This is a genomic window from Mesorhizobium sp. Pch-S, assembly GCF_004136315.1.
Lineage (GTDB): Bacteria > Pseudomonadota > Alphaproteobacteria > Rhizobiales > Rhizobiaceae > Mesorhizobium.
Window position 1 is genome coordinate 338181 of sequence record NZ_CP029562.1, and the last position, 17721, is coordinate 355901.

The 17721-nt window shown below is 61.9% G+C and carries 19 protein-coding genes; 9 read left to right on the forward strand and 10 right to left on the reverse strand.

The window, feature by feature from the left end:
• Positions 1–74: 74 nt before the first annotated feature.
• Entirely contained in the window at positions 75–1295 is a 1221-nt protein-coding gene (locus C1M53_RS01555; RefSeq protein ID WP_129410628.1) for an MFS transporter, read from the forward strand.
• A gap of 208 nt (positions 1296–1503) precedes the next feature.
• Positions 1504–2712 carry an MFS transporter gene (locus C1M53_RS01560; RefSeq protein WP_129410629.1) on the forward strand — a complete coding sequence of 403 codons (1209 nt, stop codon included), beginning with the start codon at positions 1504–1506 and terminating at the stop codon, positions 2710–2712.
• Positions 2713–2736: 24 nt separating this feature from the next.
• Here the strand turns inward: C1M53_RS01560 and ribB are convergent, their stop codons facing one another.
• Positions 2737–3840 carry a 3,4-dihydroxy-2-butanone-4-phosphate synthase gene (gene ribB / locus C1M53_RS01565; protein ID WP_129410630.1) on the reverse strand — a complete coding sequence of 368 codons (1104 nt, stop codon included), beginning with the start codon at positions 3838–3840 and terminating at the stop codon, positions 2737–2739.
• A 115-nt stretch (positions 3841–3955) separates the two neighbouring features.
• On the reverse strand, positions 3956–5059 hold the full coding sequence (aroC, locus tag C1M53_RS01570) for a chorismate synthase (protein ID WP_129410631.1): 1104 nt from the start codon (positions 5057–5059) through the stop codon (positions 3956–3958).
• Positions 5060–5243: 184 nt separating this feature from the next.
• On the opposite strand from aroC, the gene C1M53_RS01575 reads away from it, so the two are divergent.
• The 3 genes from C1M53_RS01575 to C1M53_RS01585 all read left to right on the forward strand — a co-directional run bounded on the left by C1M53_RS01575 (position 5244) and on the right by C1M53_RS01585 (position 6804).
• Positions 5244–5738: a MarR family transcriptional regulator gene (locus tag C1M53_RS01575; protein WP_129410632.1), complete on the forward strand. Its 495-nt coding sequence runs from the start codon at positions 5244–5246 to the stop codon at positions 5736–5738.
• Entirely contained in the window at positions 5725–6405 is a 681-nt protein-coding gene (locus C1M53_RS01580; RefSeq protein ID WP_129410633.1) for a GNAT family N-acetyltransferase, read from the forward strand. Before C1M53_RS01575 ends, C1M53_RS01580 begins: the two co-directional genes overlap by 14 nt.
• A gap of 150 nt (positions 6406–6555) precedes the next feature.
• Positions 6556–6804, forward strand: coding sequence for a DUF1344 domain-containing protein (locus C1M53_RS01585; RefSeq protein ID WP_129410634.1), 249 nt, complete (start codon positions 6556–6558; stop codon positions 6802–6804).
• Between the two features lie 156 nt (positions 6805–6960).
• Here C1M53_RS01585 and C1M53_RS01590 read toward each other — a convergent pair whose 3' ends face one another.
• The 6 genes from C1M53_RS01590 to C1M53_RS01615 all read right to left on the reverse strand — a co-directional run bounded on the left by C1M53_RS01590 (position 6961) and on the right by C1M53_RS01615 (position 12463).
• Positions 6961–8748, reverse strand: a complete 1788-nt coding sequence (locus C1M53_RS01590) for a diguanylate cyclase (protein ID WP_129410635.1) — start codon at positions 8746–8748, stop codon at positions 6961–6963.
• A gap of 147 nt (positions 8749–8895) precedes the next feature.
• A complete protein-coding gene (locus tag C1M53_RS01595; RefSeq protein ID WP_129410636.1) occupies positions 8896–9486 on the reverse strand; it encodes a histidine phosphatase family protein in 591 nt (196 codons plus the stop codon).
• A gap of 48 nt (positions 9487–9534) precedes the next feature.
• On the reverse strand, positions 9535–10353 hold the full coding sequence (gene fabI, locus C1M53_RS01600; protein WP_129410637.1) for an enoyl-ACP reductase FabI: 819 nt from the start codon (positions 10351–10353) through the stop codon (positions 9535–9537).
• A gap of 130 nt (positions 10354–10483) precedes the next feature.
• Positions 10484–10945: a GNAT family N-acetyltransferase gene (locus tag C1M53_RS01605; RefSeq protein ID WP_129410638.1), complete on the reverse strand. Its 462-nt coding sequence runs from the start codon at positions 10943–10945 to the stop codon at positions 10484–10486.
• Between the two features lie 110 nt (positions 10946–11055).
• A complete protein-coding gene (locus C1M53_RS01610) occupies positions 11056–11994 on the reverse strand; it encodes a DnaJ C-terminal domain-containing protein (protein ID WP_129410639.1) in 939 nt (312 codons plus the stop codon).
• 85 nt (positions 11995–12079) lie between these two features.
• Positions 12080–12463: an RT0821/Lpp0805 family surface protein gene (locus C1M53_RS01615; RefSeq protein WP_245488398.1), complete on the reverse strand. Its 384-nt coding sequence runs from the start codon at positions 12461–12463 to the stop codon at positions 12080–12082.
• A 120-nt stretch (positions 12464–12583) separates the two neighbouring features.
• Between C1M53_RS01615 and pdxH the strand changes: the two genes are divergently transcribed.
• From pdxH to C1M53_RS01635, 3 genes are all read left to right on the forward strand, one after another.
• The gene (gene pdxH, locus C1M53_RS01620) at positions 12584–13201 is read left to right on the forward strand and encodes a pyridoxamine 5'-phosphate oxidase (RefSeq protein WP_129410641.1); all 618 of its coding nucleotides are present in this window, start codon (positions 12584–12586) and stop codon (positions 13199–13201) included.
• Positions 13202–13405: 204 nt separating this feature from the next.
• Complete coding sequence (locus C1M53_RS01630; protein ID WP_207213065.1) at positions 13406–14767, forward strand: serine hydrolase; 1362 nt, start codon at positions 13406–13408, stop codon at positions 14765–14767.
• Positions 14768–14833: 66 nt separating this feature from the next.
• Positions 14834–15466, forward strand: a complete 633-nt coding sequence (locus C1M53_RS01635) for a LysE family translocator (RefSeq protein ID WP_129410643.1) — start codon at positions 14834–14836, stop codon at positions 15464–15466.
• A gap of 157 nt (positions 15467–15623) precedes the next feature.
• Here the strand turns inward: C1M53_RS01635 and C1M53_RS01640 are convergent, their stop codons facing one another.
• Complete coding sequence (locus C1M53_RS01640; RefSeq protein ID WP_129410644.1) at positions 15624–16190, reverse strand: NAD(P)H-dependent oxidoreductase; 567 nt, start codon at positions 16188–16190, stop codon at positions 15624–15626.
• 214 nt (positions 16191–16404) lie between these two features.
• Here C1M53_RS01640 and C1M53_RS01645 point away from each other — a divergent pair, with 214 nt between their 5' ends.
• Complete coding sequence (locus C1M53_RS01645; RefSeq protein WP_129410645.1) at positions 16405–16851, forward strand: BA14K family protein; 447 nt, start codon at positions 16405–16407, stop codon at positions 16849–16851.
• 91 nt (positions 16852–16942) lie between these two features.
• On the opposite strand, the gene C1M53_RS01650 is transcribed toward C1M53_RS01645, so the two are convergent.
• Positions 16943–17698: a crotonase/enoyl-CoA hydratase family protein gene (locus C1M53_RS01650; RefSeq protein ID WP_129410646.1), complete on the reverse strand. Its 756-nt coding sequence runs from the start codon at positions 17696–17698 to the stop codon at positions 16943–16945.
• Positions 17699–17721: the final 23 nt, after the last annotated feature.

Sequence of the window (17721 nt, forward strand, 5' to 3'; positions counted from 1 at the left end):
GGCGTATGCAATTATCTCATTCGCATACGCCACGTATGTAAGTGGCGCACCCTCAAATTTCCAGGAGTGCTCCCATGCGCAATCCTTATGGTGAAATCTTCAGAGTCCCCGGAGCCAAGGGCTTCGCAGCCGCCGCCTTCTTTGCACGGTTGCCTATCGCCATGGCTCCCATCGGTATTGTCGCGATGCTGTCCCAGGCGCGCGGCGAGTACTGGCTGGCCGGCGCCGTATCGGCCACCTTCGCCTTGACCAACGCGTTTGCCGCCCCGCAGATCTCGCGATGGATCGACCGGCTCGGCCAGACCGCCGTGGCCGCCCCGACCACGATCATCTCGGTCATCGCCTTCCTCACACTGCTCGCGGCCACCCATTATGACTGGCCAAGCTGGACCCTGTTCGTCTCGGCGTTCCTGGCCGCGGCGATGCCCAGCGTGCCGGCCATGGTGCGTGCGCGCTGGACGGAAAAATTCCGCGATCGTCCTGAGCTCAACACGGCCTTTGCCTTCGAGTCGGTCGCCGATGAACTGGTCTATATTGCCGGCGCCTCGCTTTCGGTGGGCCTCAGCGTGGCGCTGTTCCCGGAAGCCGGCATGCTGGCGAGCACGCTTCTGCTGGCTTTCGGCATGGCTGCCTTCATCCTGCAACGGTCGAGCGAGCCCAAGGTCCGGCAGCCGGAGCATGGCAGCAGCGGTTCTGCTATCATGCTGCGTCCCGTTCAGATCATCACGCTGGCCCTCATTTTCGTCGGCGCGATCTTCGCCACGGCCGAGGTCAGCTCGGTGGCCATCACCAAGGAGCTCGGCCAGCCCACCGCCGCCAGCCTGGTCATCGGCGTCTATGCCGCGGGTTCCTTCGTCGTCGGCCTTGTCGTCGGTGCGCTGAACCTCCAGGCTCCGAAACAGCGCCTGCTCGCTCTTTCGATTGCCGTCGTCGCCTTGACCACCTTGCCATTGCTCGTCGCCAACACGGTTCCCTTGCTGGCGCTCGCAGTCTTCGTCAGCGGCGTGGCGATCTCGCCGACCTTCATCATGGCCTTTGGCCTGATCGAACGGCGCGTGCCTGAAGCCATGCTGACCGAGGGCATCACCTGGGTGATGACCGGCATCGGCATCGGCATGGCACTGGGGGCGTTCGTGGCCGGCTGGGTGGTCGACAACTACGGAGCACAGAACGGTTTCTGGGTTTCCGTGGCGGCCGGAACGATCTCCTTCGTGATCGTCCTTCTCGGTCAGAAGACACTCGCCGGCGAGGCGGACAGCGAATTATCGCAGGTTGCCCCGCAAGCAGCGAAATGATGTTCGCGTTTCCCGAAACACGATCCCCACAGGACCAACGAGCCGCCTTCCCAGGCGGCTCGACTGTCTTTGAAATCTCAACTAGAGCGTTTCCGGTTTTTACGGAAACGCGGAGACGCTCTAAGTTTTTGTTTTCGCCGCATTTTTGTAACGCCAAGTGATTCCACTTGGCTACAAAATGCTCTATCTCCGAGCCCCGGGGACTTTGATGCGCAATCCATACAGTGAAATTTTCCAGGCGCCCGGCGCCAAGGCGTTTTCCGCGGCGGGCTTCCTGGCCCGCATGCCGCTTTCGATGATCACGCTCGGCATCGTGACGATGTTGTCAGAAACCCATGGCGAATACTGGCTTGCGGGCGCGGTCTCGGCCACCTTTGCGCTGGCGAGCGGCCTGATCGCACCTCAAGTGTCGCGCCTCGTCGACCGACACGGCCAGCGTCGCGTTCTTGTGCCCGCAACGCTGATCGCCGTGTCGGCCCTTATCAGCCTGATGGTGGCGACGCATCTGAAGGCGCCTAACTGGACTCTGTTCCTGTTTGCCATTCTCAGTGGCGCCATGCCGAGCTTCAGTTCTTTCGTGCGGGCGCGCTGGACCGAACTCTATCGCGGCACCGCGAAACTGCACACGGCTTTTGCTTTCGAATCCGTGGTCGATGAAGCCGTCTTCATGGTTGGCCCGATTCTCGCCGTGGGACTGAGCGTCACCGTGTTCCCGGAAGCCGGGCCGCTGGCAGCCACCATCTTTCTCATCATCGGCAGCCTGCTGTTTGCCGCACAGCGATCAACTGAGCCGCCGATCCATGTACAGGAGCACAGCGGCGGTCACTCCGTCATCCGCCTCGGCTCGCTACAGGTCATCGTCGTGACGCTGGCGTCGATCGGCGCGATCTTCGGCACGGCGGAAGTGGCTGCCGTCGCCTTCGCGGAGGCGCAAGGCAACAAGGCGGCCGCCAGCCTTGCACTTTCGGCCTACGCGGCAGGGTCGCTTATCGCCGGCCTCGCCTTCGGCATGCTGAAACTCAAGCTGCCGCTCGCGCGGCAGCTGCTGATCATGATCGCGCTGGCGGCCCTGACCACCTGGCCGCTGCTGATCGTCGGCAGCATCCCGATGCTTTGTCTGGTGCTGTTCGTCGCAGGCGTCGCGGTTTCGCCAACCATCATCACCGCGATGGCGCTGGTCGAAAAACTCGTACCCTCTTCCAAGCTCACCGAAGGCATGACCTGGGCGATCACCAGCATCGGCATCGGCCTGGCCGCGGGCTCGTCGGCTGCCGGCTGGGTGATCGACAACTACGGTGCGACCAGCGGCTTCCTGGTTTCGATTACGGCCGGTGTCGTCGCCTTCATTGTCGCGCTGGCCGGGCAAGGCATTCTGCAACGATCCGTGCGCGGCACGAATGCGCCGGCAATGGCCTGAACGGTTTCGTTTCCTGGAATTGCTCTAGAGAATTTCGGTCTTGGCGATACGGATGCCGAAACCTTCAAGGCCGACATAGTGCCGCTCGCGCGAGGCGATCAGGTTGATCGAAGAGATGCCGAGATCCTTGAGGATCTGCGCGCCAAGTCCGATTTCGCGCCATTCGTTCTCGCGCCGGCGCGCTTCCTCATGATCCTCGCGGTCGCTGCCGCCCTGCCGGTTGCGGCCGCCATGGCTGCCGACGCCGGTGGACCCTTCGCGCAGATAGACGATGACGCCGCGCTTGCGCTCTCCAAGCGTCTTCATGATGTCATCGAGCACGGTACGGGTGCCGAACACGTCCGTCGTGACGTCTTCCAGATGCAGCCGCACCGGCACTTCCTCGCCGTCGCGGATATCGCCGTAGACGATCGCCAGATGATGCATCGCTTCCCAAGGCAGCGAATAAGCGATTGCCGTCGCCTTGCCGCCGGGCGTGTCGATGTCGGAGCAGGCAACACGCTCGACCAGCGTTTCCTTGCGCTGGCGGTAGGCGATGAGGTCCGCCACCGAAACCTGCTTGAGCCCGTGCTCCTCGGCGAAGGCCGCCACTTCGGGGCCCCGCTTGACGGTGCCGTCGTCGTTGACCAGTTCGGAAATGACGCCGACCGGTGGCAGGCCGGCCAGCCTGCAGAGATCGACGGCGGCCTCCGTATGGCCGGAGCGCATCAGCACGCCGCCTTCGCGCGCGATGAGCGGAAAGATGTGGCCAGGGCGCACGAAATCGCTGCCGGCGACATTGCCGTTGGCAAGATTGCGCACGGTCAAGGTGCGGTCCTCGGCGGAAATGCCGGTAGTCGTGCCGTGCTTGAAGTCGACGCTGACCGTGAAGGCAGTGGTGTGGGCGGAATCATTGTCCGCCACCATCGGCGCCAGGTTCAGCCGCTTCGCCTCTTCGCGCGGCATCGGCGTGCAGACGATGCCGGAGGTGTGGCGCACGATGAAAGCCATCTTCTCCGGCGTGCAATGAACGGCCGCGACGATCAGGTCGCCCTCGTTCTCGCGCCCGTCATCGTCCATGACGACAACGATCTCGCCGCGCTCGAAAGCGCGCAGGGCTTCGACAATTTTCTTCTGATCGTAAGGCATGGGGCTCACTTCGTTCGCGGCAGTAGGCAGTAGGCAGTAGGCAGTAGGCGAAGATGGTTCGAAACGGAGACAACGGCAAGTCGGGTGCCGACGGCATTTCCCGATTGCCGATTGCCTACTGCCGACTGCCGACTTGTCCCCGATGGCGCAGATAATGGTCGGCAATGGCGCAGGCGACCATTGCTTCGCCGATCGGCACGGCACGGATACCGACGCAAGGGTCATGGCGCCCCTTGGTGACGACATCGACGTCTTTGCCGTCCCGGTCGATGGACTTGCGCGGATTGAGGATCGAGGAGGTCGGCTTGACGGCGAAACGGGCGACGATCGGCTGGCCTGTCGAAATGCCGCCGAGAATGCCACCGGCATTGTTGGAGAGGAACACCGGCTTGCCGTCATTGCCCATGCGCATCTCGTCGGCGTTCTGTTCGCCGGTGATCCTGGCGGCTTCGAAACCGTTGCCGATCTCGACGCCCTTGACGGCATTGATCGACATCAGGTTCGAGGCGATATCCTGATCGAGCTTGGCATAGATCGGCGCGCCCAGCCCGGCCGGCACGCCGTCGGCAACGATCTCGATCACCGCACCGACCGACGAACCCGCCTTGCGGATGCCGTCGAGATAGGTCGTGAAGACCGGTACCGACTGTGGATCCGGCGTGAAGAACGGGTTTTCGCCATCGTCGACGAAATTCCAGTTCCAGTTGGCGCGATCGATTGCCTTCTCGCCCATGGCGATCAGTGCTCCGCGCACGACCAGGCCCGGAACGACCTTGCGGGCGAGCGCGCCGGCTGCGACGCGCGCCGCAGTCTCGCGCGCCGAGGAACGGCCGCCACCGCGATGATCGCGAATGCCGTATTTGACCTCATAGGCATAATCGGCATGTCCCGGCCGATACTGGCGGGCGATTTCACCATAGTCCTTCGAACGCTGGTCGACATTCTCGATCAGCATCGACACCGGTGTGCCGGTGGTGATCATCGTGACCCCGTCCTCGTCGAGGACGAAGCCGGACAGCACCTTGACCTCATCCGGCTCGCGGCGTTGGGTGACGAAGCGTGACTGGCCTGGGCGGCGGCGGTCGAGCTCGGCCTGGATGTCCTCGCGGGTGAAGCGGATGCCGGGCGGACAGCCATCAACGACACAGCCCAGCGCGGTACCGTGGCTTTCGCCCCAGGTGGTCACCCGGAAAAGATGGCCGAAGGTATTATGCGACATCGGTAGCAGCCCTCGCGCGGGCCAGATCCCGGCATGGCCAGCCTTCTAGTAGCGTTTTCCACGGTGGTCAAACCGGGTTTGCCGAAGCCAATTTGCTCAACGCGCCACGAACAGTAGCACCGGCTGGACAAATAAACATAATCAGTTATATAACATGTTATGTAACTTAGAATGAGACTTTGCGATGGTTGACGATGTCGTTCGCGAAATGGGCTACCTCACGCTTGGCAGCCGCCTCAGGCGGATCGGCGAACGTTTTCAGTCCGAGGTGCAAAGCGTGCTGGACGATCTGGATGTGCCGGTGCAGGCCAGCCAGTTTCCTGCCCTCGCGGCCATCGACCGCCTTGGTCCGCTGACGGTCGGCGATCTGGCCGAAGCGATCGGCATCACGCAGCCCGGCGCCACACGCATCATGACGCAATTGAGCGAAATCGGACTGGTCGATGTCAGGCAATCGTCGGAAGACCAGCGACGCCGGTTCCTCAGCCTGACAGACAAGGGGCGCCAGCTCGTTGAAACCTCGAAACGCAATCTCTGGCCCCGCATCGATGCCGCAGTAGCGGAAATCTGCGGAGACCTGACCGGCCCGCTGCTCGAGCAGCTGACCGCAATCGAACATGATCTCGACGCCACCCCGTTACATCGCCGTATCGCAAGGCAGCTCCATGACCCCGCTTGATCGCCCCATCTGGAGCGCACTCGCCTCACGCCATGCTCACCTTTCCGAGGGTGGCTCGCTGGCGAAACGCTACCAGCCAACGGTCTCCGCCTTTGCGGCGACCATGGACGATACCGCGTCAAGCCTGCAGGCGCTTTTCGATCTGTCGTCCGACGGCCGGAGCCTGCTTTTCCTCCAGGCCGACACGGTGAAGGTCCCGGCCGGCATGACGATCGTGTCGGCCGCCGCAGCTGTGCAGATGATCGCGAGCCATCCGTCAACGGTCGAACAGGACGACCGCATCGCGCTTCTCGGCGAAGCCGATATCCCGGCGATGCAGGCACTGGCGGAACTCACCAAGCCGGGCCCCTTCACGGCACGCGCTCTGGAACTCGGTGCTTTCTGGGGCGTGAAGGAAGACGGTCGGTTGCTCGCGATGGCTGGTGAACGCATGAAACCGCAAGGGTTCAGTGAGATCAGCGGCGTCTGTTCGCATCCGGATGCTCGTGGCCGCGGTCTCGCCAAACGACTGTCGATGTTCGTGGCGGGTCGTATCATCGAACGCGGCGAAGAGCCTTTTCTGCATGCCTACGCAACGAACACAGCCGCGATCGCGCTTTATGAATCCATCGGATTTTCAGTGCGCTCGGCCATGCGTGTGGCAGTCCTGCAGCGCGCAGCAAACTGACGAAAGACCGCCTGAACAAAAGGTCGCAGCCATGTTGTCCACGGCAGGTGACTTAGGTTTGACACATTCGACTGGTTTCTGTTTGCTTCCGTCGCCGCACACGGCCGCCGCATGGGAACGGCGTACAACAACAAACAATGAGGACCATCAATGCGTACCCTGCTCGGCGCCATAGCCGCCACCGTGCTTGTCGTGACTGCCGCTTTCGCGGGCCAGGCGGAAGGCAAGATCAAGAAGGTCGACAGGGAGACCCTGACGCTGACGCTGGATGACGGCAAGGCCTACAAGCTGAATGCCGAAATGGATCTGGAAGCTTTGAAGCCCGGCACCGACGTCGTCATTGCCTATGACGTCAGCAATGGCGAGAACGTCATCACCGACATGGAGCTGCCCCAATAAGGCAAACCAGCGACAGCTCGCTGAAAGTGCGCTGCGGTTTTTGTTGCGGAATAGAGAAAGAGTTGCAGCGTTCCGGGTAAAAGCTGAAATGCGCCGGAGCGTCATGCCGCTGCACCGGCGTTCTCTGTTGGAATTCCGGTCGCGCAGTACCCGCTCTTACTGCCGGGCCTGGATTTCGCTTGCCATCACTGTCCTGTTACGGCCCGCAGCTTTTGCCTTGAGCAAGGCCGCATCGGCGCGTGTGACAAGCGTTTCAATCGAGCCATCCTGCGGGGATGCCGCAACGCCGATGGAAGTCGACACCGTTCCGAGCACCCTGCCGGAATGGGAAAGCGTGGCGCCGCCGATCTTCCGACGCAACCCGTCCGCAAGCTCTGCGGCCTGGTCTTCTTCAAGCCCGGGCAGGAGCACGGTGAATTCCTCCCCGCCGAAACGGTAGGCAGTGCCTGCCGGGCCTACCGTCTCACGCAATATCTGCCCGACATACTGCATGACCAGATCGCCCGCGTCGTGCCCGAACTCGTCATTGAAACGCTTGAAATGATCGATGTCGACCATCAGGCAGGCTATTTGCTCGCCGCTACGGTTCTGGCCGTGCTGCTGCAACGTTTCGTCCAGGAAGCGACGATTGAACAGGCCGGTCAGGGGATCGCGCACGGCAAGCTCGATCAGCTTCTCCCGCAACTGCAGGTTTGCGATCGCAAGGCCGACATTTTCCGCAATCAGTTCAAGATAGAGCCTGGCGCCACCGGATCCGAGCGCGTTCTCTCCACGCTCTTCGGTGTAGATAAGGCCGATCATGTCACCTTGGGCCGTCAACGGCATGCAGAGCGCGGTCGGGCCTGACGCCTCGAGGTGTCGGCAAGGAACGTCGGAGCCCTTCGTCCCGCTTTCGTGCGAACGGCCGCGGCGAAGCCCCCAACAGGCAGAGGCCGGAAATGCCGCCTCCGAACGCTGCGGTTCGAGCCATACGCCGGCGCGTGTCAGCGCGGTCTTGCTGTCGTTGAGGATGTACAGACCTCCGGCGAGGTCGGGGAATATTTCGGGAATGAAGCGAACCACGACCTCGGCAAGCTCCGCCTGGTTCTGGCATGCCTGCACCCGGTGCATCATTTGCAGAATCATGTCCTTGGTGCGCTGGTCGGCCCTTTGCTCGGCATCCAGCCGCTCCCGCTCGATCAGATTCGTGCGGAATATCTCGATCGCGTCATTCATTTCGCCGATCTCGTCGGCGCGCCGCTCAACCGGCACTTCGACGGTATAGTCCTGCTTGGCGAGCCGGCTGACGATCCCGGTCATCTGCATCAACGGCTTCACCACCCGTCGCCTCAGGACGAAGTAGAGAACAGCGACAAACAGCGCGCCGGTGACCGCAAGCATGATCTTGGCAACCAGGCTCCACCAGTTGCTGCGGTCGCGAGCCGCTTCAAGCTGTGCTCCAGTGCGCGCCGCAGTCAGGTCGCGAAAATGCGCGACGGTCTGGACAAGCGCACCCTGGACCCGCTCGTATCCCGCGCCGAACAGACCCTCCTGGGCAGCGGTCTTGTCTCCGCGCTGAAAGGCCTCGATCGCTGCCAGTTCGATCTTGTCCAGTGCCTCCGCATCCCGAACGACAGCCTTCAGCGCTTCTGCTTCGCCCGGCGCCAGTCCCTGGGCGGCCAGCTTGGTTGCCGTTGCCTCCCTGCTCCGTTCCGAATTCTCCCCTGCGCGAAACGCCTCCAGGTAGCGCTCATCGCCGCGCATCACGTAGAGCCGCGCATCATCACTTCCCAGTTCGGCGCCGAGCGCAAGATCCTCGGCCAGCGTATCGAGCGCCAGATGTTCCTCGACCGCAGCGCGCTCCTGGAGGGCGCTGTGCGAAGACATCATGAAGGCGCCGCCCGAAAGCGCGGTCAGGACCACGGTGATGCCGTAGGCCCAGTTGGTGATGGAGGTGATTCTCATCGTCTTACGGTGCCAGCCGCTGTTTGAAGCAGGAATGAGGAGAAACGCGCATGCGCAATACGGTACGGTCGAACTGTACTACGCTGTAGCTCTTTGTTTTTACGCACTTCCAGACGCAAGCCGCCGCGTATGTCTGCTGGAATTGCTCTAGAGCCACTCCAGATGGCGGCCCTGCACCCTCAGAACCCGGTCCTGCGGAATTTCCAGCGAGGCTGCTTCATCCTTCGAAGCTTCGGCAATCATCCGGAACAGGCAACGTATCACACCACCATGCGTGACGCAGACGGTCTCACGTTCCATGGCCTGGAACACCGGCTGGATACGCGACAGCAGCTTCTGATAGCTCTCCGCGCCCGCGCCCGGCGGCGTGAAATCCCATTTATCTTCGCCACGGGCACGGCTTGCACCCGGATACCTGGTCTCAAGTTCGGGATAGGTAAAACCCTGCCAGTCACCAAAATTGAGCTCGACAAGCCGCTCGTCGGTCCGATAGCCGGCCGGCTCCTGTCCCATGGCCGCGCGCAACAGCTCCATCGTCTCGCGCGTACGCAGCATCGGGCTGGAGACATAGTCAAAACCGGCCTTTGCGGTGCCGATCAAATCCGCGAGCTTGCGCCCATTCTCCGATGCCTGCCGACGGCCGAGATCGTTGAGATCCGTATCGGCCTGCCCTTGCAGACGGTGCTCGGCATTCCAGTCGGTCTGGCCGTGACGCACGACATAGATAAGCGCAGACATGGCGCGCGAACGACCTCCGGTACGATGCTGGAATGCCGGGCGGAAGCCTCAGTCCTTGAGGACGGAGATATCCGGCGCGTCGACGGCCTTCATGCCGACGACGTGATAGCCCGAATCGACGTGGTGGATTTCTCCGGTGACGCCGCGCGACAGGTCCGACAGGAAATAGAGGCCTGAATCGCCGACTTCTTCGGGCGATACCGTGCGCTTCAGCGGCGCATTGTACTCGTTCCACTTCAGGATATAGCGGAAGTCGCCGATGCCGGAGGCTGCAAGCGTCTTGATCGGTCCGGCCGAGATGGCGTTGACGCGGATGCCCTTGGCACCGAGGTCGACGGCAAGATAACGCACGGATGCCTCCAGCGCGGCCTTGGCGACACCCATTACGTTGTAGTGCGGCATCACCTTTTCGGCGCCATAATAGGTCAGTGTCAGCATGGAACCGCCATTTGTCATCATCGGCTCGGCGCGCTTGGCAATGGTCGTGAAGGAAAACACCGAGATGTCCATGGTGCGCAGGAAATTGTCGCGCGTGGTCTCGACGTAACGGCCGGTCAGTTCCTCCTTGTCGGAGAAGGCGATGGCGTGCACGACAAAGTCGAGCCTGTCCCACAGCTTGGCGACATTCTCGAACACCGTATCCAGGCTTTCCGAATCGGTGACATCGCAATGGCCGACGACATGGGCGCCGAGCTCCTCGGCCAAAGGCTCGACGCGCTTCTTGAATGCCTCGCCCTGGTAGGTCAGCGCGATCTCCGCGCCGTGATCCACACACGCCTTGGCAATGCCGTAGGCAATCGAACGGTTGTTGGCGACGCCAAGGATAAGGCCGCGCTTGCCGGCCATCAGGCCCTGTCCACCCACCATATGAGCGCTCTCCGCATAGTGATCCGCTTTGAACTGCCCTATCGCACAGGCGCTTGACGCCTTCAAGCGATGATGAGATGGCCCGGCGTTGCTTGCCGGCTGCGTTTAGCCGACCGGCGAAGCTGCGAGATCAGAAAAGCCGGCGGTAGACCAGGAAGCCGGAGCGTTCGGCGACCTGGTCGTAAAGCCGCATCGCCGTCTGGTTGGTTTCGTGGGTCTGCCAGTACACTCGCTTCGAACCCGCTTCGCGGGCACGGTCATAGACCCCCTCGATCAGCGCCTTGCCGATCCCCTTGCCGCGCGCATCCTGCGACGTGAACAGATCCTGCAGGTAGCAATTCGGTTCGATGGCCGTGGTCGAGCGATGGAAAAGATAATGCGTCAGGCCGAGCAAGCGGTCGCCGCTTTCCGCCACCAGTGCATGAACCGGCTCATAGGCATCGAAAAACCGCGACCAGGTCATCTGCGTGATCGCTTCCGCAAGCGCTGTCGGACCGGAACGACCATAGAAGGCGTTGTAGCCTTCCCAGAGCGGCAACCAGCGATCGAAATCCTGGCGAAGGATCGGGCGAACAATGACTTCCGTGGACATGAAGAGGTGCCGCTGCTGTGAATGTCAGCGGCATTGCTACTCACGGTCCCCTTCGCCGCAATGGATTGCCTGAGCCAATCTTTTGGACCAGGAACTCCAATGCGCGCAGTTCAGCCTTGTTTCTTGACCAGCGCTTCCAGTTCCGGATCGCCGCCTTCCGGCAACATGATGCGGACATGGGCATAGAGATCGGCGTGACCGCCTGCCTTTTCGGGCAGTCCGCGTCCCTTGATGCGCAGCACCTTGTCGGAACTCGACCAGGCCGGCACGGCAAGCGCAATACGCCCGGTCGGGGTCTCGACCGCCACCTTGGCGCCAGTGACCGCGTCGTGCAGCGATACCGGCAGATCGACATGCAGGTCACGCCCCTCGATGCGGTAACGCGGGTGGCGTCGGAACCTGATCTTGACCAGCGCATCGCCCGGCTGGCCATAACCCTGCTCGCCCTGGCCCTTGAGGCGAATGGTCTGACCATCTTCGACATAGGCCGGCAATTTCACCGCGACCTTGCGGCCATCCGGGAAGATCGCGGTTACCTTCTCGGCACTCGCGGCTTCCTCGATCGTCACGTCCAGCGTCACGTTGATGTCGCCGCCAGCCGGCGCCTGCCTGCGGCGGTCGCCACCACCAGCGGCATTTGCGCCAGCAGCGCGCTGCTGGTTGAAGGCATCACCAAAAATCTGGCTGAAGATATCCCCTGCCCCCTCACCGAAGGGGCTGCCCCCGCCGGAGCGGAACTCAAAATGCGATGCCCCCGGCCCCTGCTGGCGACGGAAGCCGGCGAAAGGATCGCCACCGGCAGCGTTCTCGAAGCCCTGGAAGCGCGGCTTGCCGTCGGCGTCGATCTCGCCACGATCGAAAGCCGCACGCGATTTCTCATCGCCGAGAATCTCATAAGCCTGATTGGCCGCAGAAAAGCGATCCTTGGCCTTGGGGTCGTTCGGGTTCTGGTCCGGGTGGTGCTTCTTGGCGAGTTTCCGAAACGCCGATTTGATGTCCTTGGACGAGGCGTTCCTGGCAACTCCCAGCACCTCATAGGGGTCGCGCATCAATCCTGCTCATTGAACGGGTGAATTCAGAGTTGTGTCCTATATGCGCCTTGATAGGAAGAAATTCCAGTGGGCGCGGGGAAAATCAGAGCGCCTTGAATTCCTGCGTCTTCCAGGTGCCGACAGGCGTCATGCAGATCGCCCCCTTGTACATGGTGACGCCGTCATAGCTTTCGCGCGAGACGTCGAACTGGCGGCAGCGCCCCTTGCTGGCATCACCGGTCTCAGCCAGCGCGGTGATGGTACCGCGGGAACCGGTTGCGGAATTGGCCCAGGGCACAGCCTGGTTGGCCAGTCCCTGCAGATCTGCCGAAGACGCTGCGTTGCGGATCGTTGCTTCGTCGGAAGCCATGCCGGTGTCGATGGCGTTGTTCGTACCCGACGAAATCGAGCCCGTAACGATGGAGCGATCAACTTCCGCCTTCTCCAGGCTGAAGCCACCGGCGCCACAACCAGCAAGGACAAGCAATGCGCAAGGCGCCGCCGCCCTCAGACAGGACGAAAGGAAAGTGCCCACTGGCCGGCTGTCAAAAATGTGCGCGATGCGCGACAATCGGCAAATCCTCGGCCAGTTCACATCGGAAAAACTATGAACGAGACAGTCTTAACAACAGGTGACTTTACGGAGAGCGCGGAGCCTTTCCGGCTGTTCGCCGCCTGGCTGGACGATGCCTCCAAATCCGAACCAAACGACCCCAATGGCGTGGCGCTTGCAACCGTCGACGCCGACGGCATGCCGGATGTGCGCATGGTGCTGCTCAAAGGCTTCGACGACCATGGATTTGTCTTCTACACCAATTTCGAAAGCGCAAAGGGTCGCGAAATTCTGGGCAGCATGAAGGCAGCAATGTGCTTCCACTGGAAATCGCTGCGCCGCCAGGTGCGCGTGCGCGGCCCGGTCGAGATCGTGTCCGAGGCGGAAGCCGATGCCTATTATGCGTCGCGCCCGCGCGGCAGCCGGATCGGAGCATGGGCCTCGAAGCAATCGCGGCCGCTGGAGAGCCGATTCGCTCTGGAGAAGGCCGTCGCCGAATACACTGCCCGCTATGCCATCGGCGATATTCCACGCCCCGGACATTGGTCGGGTTTCCGCATCGTGCCGCAGACGATCGAATTCTGGCACGATCGCCCGTTCCGGCTCCACGACCGCATCGTGTTCAGCCGCAACGCCGACGGCGGCTGGGACAAGAGCCGCCTCTACCCATAATTTTCCCTGGTCCATTGCGCGCGCAGCCACTCGCCACCACATCCGCACGGACTGGGGTGTCAGGAGAAACGAATGCTGCGTTTGCTACCAGCGCGTTTCCGTTTTTCACGGAAACGCGGAAACACTCCACCTCTTTGTTCTCGCGCAATTCCGGACGCAAAACCGCTGCGCACTTTTGCTGGAATTGCTCTGGGAGGACTGCTCGTGATCACCACACAATTTGGAGCCAAGGCACAAGAAAAGTCCCCCATCCCACCAGACCCTGAAATCCGCCGTATCCTCGAACAGCGCATCGATGTCGAAAAACAGAGCCTCGGCATCGTCGTTGGCATCATCGACACCAATGGCCGCCGGATCGTCCCATACGGCCGTTTCGGTGCGAATGATGCCCGTAAGGTCGACGGCGACACGATCTTCGAGATCGGCTCCATCACCAAGGTCTTCACCGCGCTCGCCCTCGCCGACATGGTCGATAAAGGCGAGGTCTCGCTCGATGACCCGGTGGCAAAATATCTGCCTACCAACGTGACGGTGCCGGAGCGCGACGGCAAGACGATCACGCTCAGGGAGCTGGCCGTTCACATGTCCGGTCTGCCGCGCCTGCCCGACAATCTCGCGCCGAAAGACCAGGACGATCCCTACGCAGACTACACGATCGAGCAGCTCTACAGCTTCTTGTCCGGGTACAAGCTGCCGCGCGATATCGGCAGTGAATTCGAATATTCGAACCTTGGCTTCGGCCTGCTTGGCCACGCGCTGGCCGCACGCACCGGCACCGACTACGAAGGTCTGATCGCCCATCGCATCACCAAACCACTCGGCATGGACAGCACTGGCATCACGCTTTCGCCAGCCCTGGAAGCGCGGTTCACACCCGGCCATGACCAATCCCTGCAAAACGTGCCGGCCTGGCAATTGCCGACGCTGGGCGGTGCCGGTGCCTTACGCTCCAGCACCAACGACATGCTGACCTTCCTGGAAGCCGCGATGGGCAAGCGGGAAACGCGGCTGCAAGCCGCCTTCGCGCTCAGCGAGACCACACGACGCGACCTTGGCGGTAGTGGTGCGCCCCAAATGGGCCTTGGCTGGATGATCACCAAGGTCGGCGACGACGAGATGGTCTGGCACAATGGCGGCACAGGCGGATACCGCTCCTTCATGGGCTTCCTGGTCAAGGCGAAAGTCGGCGTCGTGGCATTGTCCAACACATCGACCGAGATCGGCGTGGACGACATTGGCCGCCATCTGCTCGACCCGACCGCCAAGCTCGCGGAAGCGCCCAAGGTCAGGGTGGCTGTGACCGTCGATCCCGCTCTCTACGATCGTTACGTCGGGCGCTATCAACTGGCGCCGAATTTCACCCTGACGATCCGGCGTGCGGGCGACCGGCTGATGGTACAGGCAACCGGCCAGCCCGAAATCGAAGTCTTCCCCGAAAGCGAGCGCGAGTTCTTCTATAAGGTCGTGGACGCCCAGATAAGCTTCGAAATCGGCGATGTCGGCAAGGCCAAGCGGCTGACCCTGCATCAGAACGGCGCCGACATGCCGGCCGAGCGGATCGAGTAGATGCTGTTCGCGTGAGGCGGATCGTGTAGGATTTGCCGGTCGCATCCTCGATGGGAAAGACCGGCAATGACCTTGTTCCTCGCATTCCTGGGGGTGTCGTTCATCGTCATCGCCACGCCCGGACCGGATACCGCGATCACGATCCGCAACAGCTTGCTCGGCGGCCGTGCCGCCGGACTGATGACGGCACTCGGCATAGCCTGCGGACAGGCGATCTGGGCGCTTGCGACCAGTGCCGGTGTCGTCACCTTGCTGACCGCCTCGGAACCGGTTTTCATGGCCGTCAAATATGCTGGCGCGGCATATCTGGTCTTTCTTGGAATTCAGGCGTTGCGCGAGGCACTCTGGCCAGGGGCAAGCGAGCACGGCGATGCCGTGCCGCAAGCCCACACCCGGCTGTCCGCTTTTTCCGCCTTCCGGCAAGGCATCATCAGTGATCTCGGCAACCCCAAGATGGCGGTGTTCTTTGCCAGCCTCTTGCCACAGTTCGTGCCCGCCAGCGGCGCCACTTTCTCGGCCCTGCTGTTCCTGGGCATCGTCTTTTCGGTGCTGACCTTCGTATGGCTCGCCTTCTACGCGACGCTCATCGCCAAGGCGGGCGACTTCCTGCGCCGGCCGAAGGTGCGACGCGCGATCGAAGGTGTAACGGGAATGCTTCTGATCGGGCTCGGTGTTCGTATTGCCGCGGAGCATCGTTAAGGCGGCACGAATCCCGTTGCGCAAAGATGTGCTGGATTCATCCGAGCAAAAGTGCGCAACGGGGCTTTGCGTAAGAACTCGCGTAAAGGAGGACTGAGAGCGTCTCCAAAAAATGCGGAAACGCTGGCGCATGGCCACCCTGGCAAGATGCCGCGGATCATAAATCCTGTGGTGGTTTGAGCAGGGCGTTCAACTGGGTCATCGCCTGGCCAATGCTTACCTTGTCACCCCGAAAGGCAGTGTCTGGGTCGATTTCGCCGCTATTAGCCTCAACCTGTCCAACCGGAAGCATCAACGCGGGCATTGTTTCAGCAATCCTCATCTTAAGGCCGCCTAGCACCTCGCGAAGCTGGGCCGCGCATTTTCCGCCACCATGCCCACCATAGGTAATGATGGCAGCGGCTTTGCCACGCCATTCGGAATAGAGGTGATCTATCGCGTTCTTCAACGGCGCAGGGTACCCCCAATTGTATTGAGGCGTCACGAACACGAAGGCGTCAGCCGCCGCGACCTCATCGCTCCACGCTTTCGTGTGCGGCTGTACGTAGCCGTCTCTTGCCGGCACTCCCGGTTCGTCGTCCATAGGCAGCGGCCAGTCACGCAAGTCCGTCACAGCAAACGTGGCCGGCATGGTTGCACGGCCGATCTCTGCAACCCACAGCGCAATTGTCGGGCCGATGCGTTTCGGACGGACACTCCCGATAATCACAAGCACGCGCGGCATGAGTCTTGTTCACCCTTAAGGAGTTCGGGCACGAAGGCCGTTTCAGGCGTTAAATGGTAGCGTGCACACCTTTTCGGGAATATCGATTGCGATTTCCGGGTGGCAAGGCGTTTATCCAGACATTACAAATATTTAATGCAGGCGTTCAGGTTCGGTTCACACCTCGGCTGCGAAGCTCCTCGCATCCGAAGTTTCTAACCGAACGAGGAATGTGATGAAAAAGCTGATTTCAACTCTTTGCGCGGCAGCAACTGTGTTCACCGCTTTTGCCACGTCGGCGACGCCGGGCCAGGCCGCTCCGATGCAGAGGCCGACCGTCGAAACGGGCAGCGACATCCTGCAGGTTCAGAACCGCCGCGGCTTCTATCGCGACGGCAACCGCTATTATTACAACGGGCACCGTGGCTACCGTGATGCGCGGCCGGGCTGGAAACGCCACAACGGCATGTGGTTCCCGCCGGCCGCCTTCATCGCCGGCGCCATCATCGGCGGCGCGATCGCCAACCAGGGACGCCCTGTCTATCGCCCTGCCTACCCTGCACGGCTCAGCAACGCGCATGTGCGCTGGTGCTACGACCGCTACCGCTCCTATCGGGTCTCGGACAACACCTTCCAGCCCAATTACGGGCCACGCCAGCAGTGCATCTCGCCCTACCGGTAAGCAGACGATCTGATGCCAACGGATCAGCCCGAAAATCGAATCCGATTTTCGGGCTGATCGTCAGGTCCACAATGTTTGGCTATCTGCTCGGCTAGCCCGCCTTCTTGCGGTTCATGAAGGCAACGAAAGCGGCGCGGGCCTCGTCGGACTGGAGGCGCTCGCCGAAATGCCGCCCCTCTTCCTCGATGCGGGCGATGACCTCCTCGCGCGAGCCCAACATCAGGTCTCGGGCGATTTTCAGCGCCTGCGGCGGCTTGGCCGCGATCTCCTCGGCCTTGGCAAGCACCGCTGCCTCCAGCGTATCCTCATTGACGATGGCATAGATCAGGCCAGCTGCCTTGGCGCGCTCTGCCGAGAAGCCTTCGCCCAGCCCAAGCAGGGCGAACGCATCCTGGCGTCCGATGATGCGCGGCACGAGCAGGCTGGACGCCGCTTCCGGCACAAGGCCGAGATCGACGAAAGGCGTGCGGAAGACGGTGCGCGGCGTGGCGAAGGTCAGGTCGCAGTGCAGGTTGAGCGTGGTGCCGATGCCGACGGCAATACCGTCAACGCCCGACAGCAGCGGCTTTTGCGATCGCGCCAGCGCCAGCAGGAAATCCCACACTTCTCGGCCACCTTCGCCACCGGTGGCGACGGCGAGGAAATCGGCAAGGTCGTTGCCGGACGAAAATGCGCCCGGCAGGCCGAAGAAGACAGTGGCGCGCACCTGCGGATCGGCATCCGCATCAGCCAGCGCCGCCGCCATCGCGGCGTACATGGCGCGGGTGAGCGCATTCTTCTTGTCGGCCCGGTTCATACGGATGACCTGAACCGCGCCCTGGCGCTCGACTACGATGTGATCCGTCACGATTGTCTTCCTTCGTTGTGAAA

Coding starts and splice junctions, on each gene's coding strand:
- C1M53_RS01555 (WP_129410628.1), top strand. CDS start 75: ATGCGCAATCCTTATGGTGAAATCTTCAGAGTCCCCGGAGCCAAGGGC.
- C1M53_RS01560 (WP_129410629.1), top strand. CDS start 1,504: ATGCGCAATCCATACAGTGAAATTTTCCAGGCGCCCGGCGCCAAGGCG.
- ribB (WP_129410630.1), bottom strand. CDS start 3,840: ATGCCTTACGATCAGAAGAAAATTGTCGAAGCCCTGCGCGCTTTCGAG.
- aroC (WP_129410631.1), bottom strand. CDS start 5,059: ATGTCGCATAATACCTTCGGCCATCTTTTCCGGGTGACCACCTGGGGC.
- C1M53_RS01575 (WP_129410632.1), top strand. CDS start 5,244: ATGGTTGACGATGTCGTTCGCGAAATGGGCTACCTCACGCTTGGCAGC.
- C1M53_RS01580 (WP_129410633.1), top strand. CDS start 5,725: ATGACCCCGCTTGATCGCCCCATCTGGAGCGCACTCGCCTCACGCCAT.
- C1M53_RS01585 (WP_129410634.1), top strand. CDS start 6,556: ATGCGTACCCTGCTCGGCGCCATAGCCGCCACCGTGCTTGTCGTGACT.
- C1M53_RS01590 (WP_129410635.1), bottom strand. CDS start 8,748: ATGAGAATCACCTCCATCACCAACTGGGCCTACGGCATCACCGTGGTC.
- C1M53_RS01595 (WP_129410636.1), bottom strand. CDS start 9,486: ATGTCTGCGCTTATCTATGTCGTGCGTCACGGCCAGACCGACTGGAAT.
- fabI (WP_129410637.1), bottom strand. CDS start 10,353: ATGGTGGGTGGACAGGGCCTGATGGCCGGCAAGCGCGGCCTTATCCTT.
- C1M53_RS01605 (WP_129410638.1), bottom strand. CDS start 10,945: ATGTCCACGGAAGTCATTGTTCGCCCGATCCTTCGCCAGGATTTCGAT.
- C1M53_RS01610 (WP_129410639.1), bottom strand. CDS start 11,994: ATGCGCGACCCCTATGAGGTGCTGGGAGTTGCCAGGAACGCCTCGTCC.
- pdxH (WP_129410641.1), top strand. CDS start 12,584: ATGAACGAGACAGTCTTAACAACAGGTGACTTTACGGAGAGCGCGGAG.
- C1M53_RS01635 (WP_129410643.1), top strand. CDS start 14,834: ATGACCTTGTTCCTCGCATTCCTGGGGGTGTCGTTCATCGTCATCGCC.
- C1M53_RS01640 (WP_129410644.1), bottom strand. CDS start 16,190: ATGCCGCGCGTGCTTGTGATTATCGGGAGTGTCCGTCCGAAACGCATC.
- C1M53_RS01645 (WP_129410645.1), top strand. CDS start 16,405: ATGAAAAAGCTGATTTCAACTCTTTGCGCGGCAGCAACTGTGTTCACC.